Source organism: Photobacterium sp. BZF1 (assembly GCF_014349205.1).
GTDB lineage: Bacteria > Pseudomonadota > Gammaproteobacteria > Enterobacterales > Vibrionaceae > Photobacterium.
Map to the genome: position 1 here is coordinate 1 of NZ_JACSOF010000249.1, position 5,166 is coordinate 5,166.

General features: G+C 50.0%; 5 protein-coding genes. 2 read left to right on the top strand and 3 right to left on the bottom strand.

Annotated elements, in window-relative coordinates; genetic code table 11:
• Nucleotides 1–131: 131 nt before the first annotated feature.
• The 3 genes from BIZ37_RS29395 to cysB all read right to left on the bottom strand — a co-directional run bounded on the left by BIZ37_RS29395 (nt 132) and on the right by cysB (nt 3,148).
• Nucleotides 132–860 carry a sulfite exporter TauE/SafE family protein gene (locus tag BIZ37_RS29395; RefSeq protein ID WP_187464560.1) on the bottom strand — a complete coding sequence of 243 codons (729 nt, stop codon included), beginning with the start codon at nt 858–860 and terminating at the stop codon, nt 132–134.
• Nucleotides 861–2,048 carry a methyltransferase gene (locus BIZ37_RS29400; RefSeq protein ID WP_187464561.1) on the bottom strand — a complete coding sequence of 396 codons (1,188 nt, stop codon included), beginning with the start codon at nt 2,046–2,048 and terminating at the stop codon, nt 861–863.
• A 125-nt stretch (nt 2,049–2,173) separates the two neighbouring features.
• Nucleotides 2,174–3,148 (bottom strand): HTH-type transcriptional regulator CysB, encoded by a 975-nt coding sequence (cysB, locus tag BIZ37_RS29405; protein WP_187464562.1) that lies wholly within the window; start codon nt 3,146–3,148, stop codon nt 2,174–2,176.
• Between the two features lie 274 nt (nt 3,149–3,422).
• Here cysB and BIZ37_RS29410 point away from each other — a divergent pair, with 274 nt between their 5' ends.
• The gene (locus BIZ37_RS29410) at nt 3,423–4,184 is read left to right on the top strand and encodes a DNA repair protein (RefSeq protein ID WP_187464563.1); all 762 of its coding nucleotides are present in this window, start codon (nt 3,423–3,425) and stop codon (nt 4,182–4,184) included.
• A gap of 136 nt (nt 4,185–4,320) precedes the next feature.
• Nucleotides 4,321–5,109, top strand: a complete 789-nt coding sequence (locus BIZ37_RS29415; protein WP_187464564.1) for a tRNA isopentenyl-2-thiomethyl-A-37 hydroxylase MiaE — start codon at nt 4,321–4,323, stop codon at nt 5,107–5,109.
• Nucleotides 5,110–5,166: the final 57 nt, after the last annotated feature.

Genomic DNA, 5,166 nt, shown 5'->3' on the forward strand with positions numbered 1-5,166 from the left:
TCATTAACCAACATATAAAAAATCCCTACCAACAAAAGCTGGTAGGGATTATTACGCAATATTAGGATCGTTCAAGTGCCTTAAACGATCGGCATTAAGTCAGTGACTGGCCTTTTTACGCAAATCGATTTTTAGACAAATTTTGGTGCCATCCCCTGCCAAATCGCAATAACACCAGACACAGAACACAGTACCAGCAGTGCGTAACGCAACCACTCGGCCTTGATTAAATGCTGAATCCGGTAAGCAAACAAACTGGCGAGGATCGGCGCAGGCATAACCATCATGCCGTATTTAAAATGCCACCAGCTAAAATGGCCTGTTGCCGATAGGGCAACCAAAGACAGAATACAACTGAATGCGAAATAGCCGGCAAGGTTAGCCCTGAGCTTACTGGCTTCGGCATGCTGCAACACCAAAGCCATCGGCGGGCCACCAATAGAGGTTGACGTTCCCATCAAACCTGACGCAAAGCCTGCCCAGAACAACGCTTTTGGCGTTGGCTTGATCCTCACCTTCAATAGGCTGATCACCACGGCCAACAGCACACCGGCCCCTAGAACCAACGCAAGGGACTCCGCTGTGATATATAACAACAGCCCGCCGGCAGCAATCGTACCGGGAACCCGACCAATAAATGCCGCCCCCAAACCACGGAACGATATCTGTGATCGGTACTGCCACATATTAATTAATGCCAGAACCAAGCCAACAAGGGTAATGGTCCCGGGTACAAAGCGGGGCTCAAAAAAAAACACAACGGGCGCAGCAACAATCGCCATACCGAATCCCACGGTACTCTGCACAAAACACCCTGCAGCTAAGGCAATAGCACAATAAACTAAGGTACTAATTTCCATTTAGTCCTTTAACTCCGCATGAATCATAATATTCCGAGGGGTAATAGGCTTGTCACAGAATGTCCCGACGGTCACTTCGTAGCCGGCTTCTTCCATAAAACATGCTCGGTCGTACACCAGCCACATCTCCAGTGGCCGGCGGAATAGTTGGCGCAGCAGCTCCAAGCGCTCGACCCAATCAAACCGCTGCTCACCAACCTGCTGCCAGTAGGCAAAATCAATATTCTCAGGGAGTACCACCCCCTTTTGCTCAGCAGCCCAGCGGCAGAAAGCGGCAAAACCATCGTTGAACAATGCCTTCTGGACATTGGGCACCGGCATATAACTATCTTTCCCACTCACGTCGCGCTGCAGGCTATCGAAACCTAACCGGAAGCTCACTTCGACAAAACGCAGGTTTCGCACCCGGTTTCCTGCGGTCACTGTTTCTTGCAGTGGCAGCCTCAAATCATGTTTGCTCAGGGATAGCTCACTTTGTTTCGCCAGTGCCGACATCGGTTGGTACGCTTTGTCACGGATCAAATGGTAACAGCACGGTGAAACACTCACCGCTCGCCCTTTTCGGTCAGCCACTCGCTGCAGCAAAGAGACATGCAAATCGCCACAAGCATGCAGAGCGACGGCATGCTGCTGGGACAAAATAAACTTACCGCTTTCGGCAGAGAAAGCATCACCGTGGACAAAGGTCATTGGCAAAGACAGCTTACGGGCTGCAGTTTCTCCACTTTCACACAGTGCCTGCTGCCACTCCAAACTGGTTACGGGTGTCTTATGGGTCGCCGCCAGTACCCGGCCAAGAAAGCCTTTTCCTGCACACCACTCCAGCCAAGGCAGTTGTAATGCCGGCAGTACACCGTTAAAAGCTTGCAGTTGCTGCCACTTCCTACCTGGGATCCCCGCATCAAGCCCACGCGGGGGAATGCGCTCTTCATGCGGCAGCGCTTCAAGGCCGGCAAGTTGTTGTAAAGTCACCGCTTGAGGGATCCAATCTTTAACCGCCCCGGCCAATAAACCGGGCTTTTCTTTGAAATGGGCCAGTTGCTGCTCATCCAAACCCAGCAACCATGCTGTGAGCCCAGGATGACTCTGCTCCCATTGTGATGGCGAGCTAGAAAACGGCATAAACTGCCAGAACTCACGGGTATCGGTCAGTAAGCGATCAAGTTGGGAAAAGCGTGGAGCGTGCATGGTCTACTCTTGGGTTTATCTGCAAAACCCGGATATTGTAAACGCAAAAACACCAAATAGGCAGAAAGAGACTATGTCACGATAAGAAAGATTCACAGGCTGCCGAGCGGCAACCTGCGTTAGCGTTACTTCACCGGTAGCGGCATATTGGCAAACATTGCCTCGATTTCAGCGTTGGTTTTCAGCGTCACAGCCTGGTCAACCACTTCCCGGGTTAAGTGTGGGGCGAAGCGCTTAATAAAGTCATACATGTAGCTACGCAGGAATGTACCTTTCTTAAAGCCAATTTTGGTCGTGCTGGCGTCGAAAATATGGCTGGCATCAATCGCCACCAAATCGCTGTCAGTAGCTGGGTCCATGGCCATACTGGCAATAACCCCAACACCAATCCCCAGGCGGACATAGGTTTTGATCACATCGGCATCGGTTGCGGTAAAGACAATTCTCGGTGTCAAACCTGAACGATTAAAGGCACTATCCAGCTCGGAACGTCCCGTAAAGCCAAAGACATAAGTGACCAGTGGGTAAGCGGCCAAGTCATGGATTGTAATCTCTGACTTCTGGGCAAGCGGATGATCCGCCTTGACCACGATCGAGCGATTCCAATGGTAACAAGGCAGCATGATCATATCCTGGTACAAATGCAGTGCTTCGGTGGCAATAGCAAAGTCCGTCGTTCCTTTGGACACGGCATCTGCAAGCTGGTTGGGCGTCCCTTGGTGCATGTGAAGGGTTACCTTGGGGTAACGGGCCGTAAAGCCTTGGATCACCGGCGGAAGCGCATAACGGGCCTGGGTATGGGTGGTTGCAATATTGAGCGTGCCCATTTCTGGGTGGGTGTGCTCCCCTGCAACCGATTTAATACTCTCCACACGGGATAAGATGTCCCTTGCGATTTTAACAATTGACTCGCCAGCCGGAGTCACTTGAGTCAAGTGCTTACCGCTACGCTCGAAAATCTGTACGCCAAGTTCATCTTCCAGCAACCTGACTTGTTTGCTGATACCCGGCTGGGATGTATACAAACTCTCTGCAGTCGCAGAGACATTCAGGTTATGGTTTACAACCTCAACGATATATCTTAATTGTTGTAGTTTCATGGTCCCGCCTAATGATAGTCCTTTATCATTATCTATATAACATAATGTTATATAACTTATAGACCTAGTTTCCCAGCCTTGGGTGTCTAATTTTCGCAAGTTAATAGACAATGACCACAAAATGACACGTATTCTTATCGTTAGAAGCAATTTTACGCCATAAAATCAACGCATTCGCGACGTTGATCAATCAGAAAACGATCTCGCGGCTATGACCAATTATCGATATGGTGTATCTTATAGGGCTTGAGTAAGCACGGATGGTCCCCACCCCATGAGCATGCCACTAATTATTGGCCTGGTAAGCCTGTTGTTGATCTTGATTGTTGGCTACAACATCATTATTCAGTACCGACAGAAACTAGAAAGCGCAAAACAGCAGGAATTAGCAAAATTTATCGCCGTTATTGATGCGACCGAGGAATTGATCAGTAACGCCCACCACCTTCCATACAGCAAAGATTTGCTCGTCTGCCTGAACAAACGGGTACTGTTCACCCTGGAAGGGATGAAAGAAGTCGATCCTACGGATAAGTCTCTGCCACAGCGCGTTTCCAATGTTACCGAACAAATAAACCAACTGCAGGCAAACTACTCGCAGGCCGATGTCGCTAGTTTCAAGGTGCCAAGTACGGACAAACAGGCCCTCGGTATGCTTCAACTTGTAAAGCGCCTGAAAAACGTAATCAAAAGTGAGCACAGCAAAGGGCGGATGCCAACCCAGGCATTTGTCACTGAGAATGCTCGCCTGGAAGGTATCCAGCTTAGGATCAATATCGAAAACGTCGTCAAGCGAGCCAATGAAGCTCGGGTGAAAAGGCAACTGGGTACTGCCAAGCAGTTACTGAAAAAGGGTATTGATGTACTGTCTAGCAAAAACGACGACTATGCCAATCAGGCTCGTGAGAAGTTGCAGAAGATGCTAAAAGATATCGACAGCAGCCAAAACATGACTAACGAACAGCAACGCCAGCAGATGATTGAGAAAGAGCAGGACGAACTAGACGTCTTGTTCCAGCCCAAGCGCAAATGGTAGTGCATTAAGCACTTGCGAAGTTCCAACCTAAGGTCACCCAAGCGGTGGCCTTTGTTTTATCTACCCATTACCACTTTGATCCCTAGCATTGGTATACTGGGCAAATATCTACAACAAGACTCAACAAACCTAGCCCATGAATACAACCCAACAGATGATTGACTCCCTGCTTGAGCCAATCAAGCAGTTCCTCCAATGCGACACGCCTGATGCCTGGATCAACGAAGCCAAAAAGCCAGAAAACCTCACGGCACTGCTTGTCGATCACTGTAACTGCGAGCTCAAAGCCAGCCAAACCGCAATGTTCCTGATCCGCAAATATGCCGTTGATACTGAGAGTGGCAAAGCTCTGCTTGAATGGGCAAAACCGTATGAAGAGTTCGTCTATGGTAACGAGCGAGACACTCGCAGTTTCCATGGTAAGAAAAATGGCCTGGCCGCTGAGCTAAAACCCAAGGCTGATTTTGTCCACGGTGAAGAGCTTATCGACAAGATGGTCCGCCTGATCAAAGAAGAGTTCCACCACTTCGAACAAGTACTGGAAATCATGGAAAACCGCGGTATCCCCTACTCTAGTTTGAACGCGGGCCGATATGCCAAAGGCCTGATGAAGATTGTCCGTACCCATGAACCTAGCACCCTGATCGACAAGCTGATCATCGGTGCATACATCGAAGCCCGCTCTTGTGAGCGCTTTGCCAAACTGGCCCCATACCTTGATGAAGAGCTGAAGAAATTCTATATCTCCCTGCTGCGCTCTGAGGCACGCCACTATCAGGACTACCTCAAACTAGCCGAGCAAATCGCCGGCGCGGATATCAGTGCGCGCATAAAAGCCATCGGTGCCCGCGAAGCCGAGCTTATTAGCAGCCCGGACGACACCTTCCGCTTCCACAGCGGCGTACCGGCATACGCTATCGCTTAAGGTGCTGGGTGCTGGGTGCTGGGTGCTGGGTGCTGGGTGCTGGGTGCTGGGTGCTGG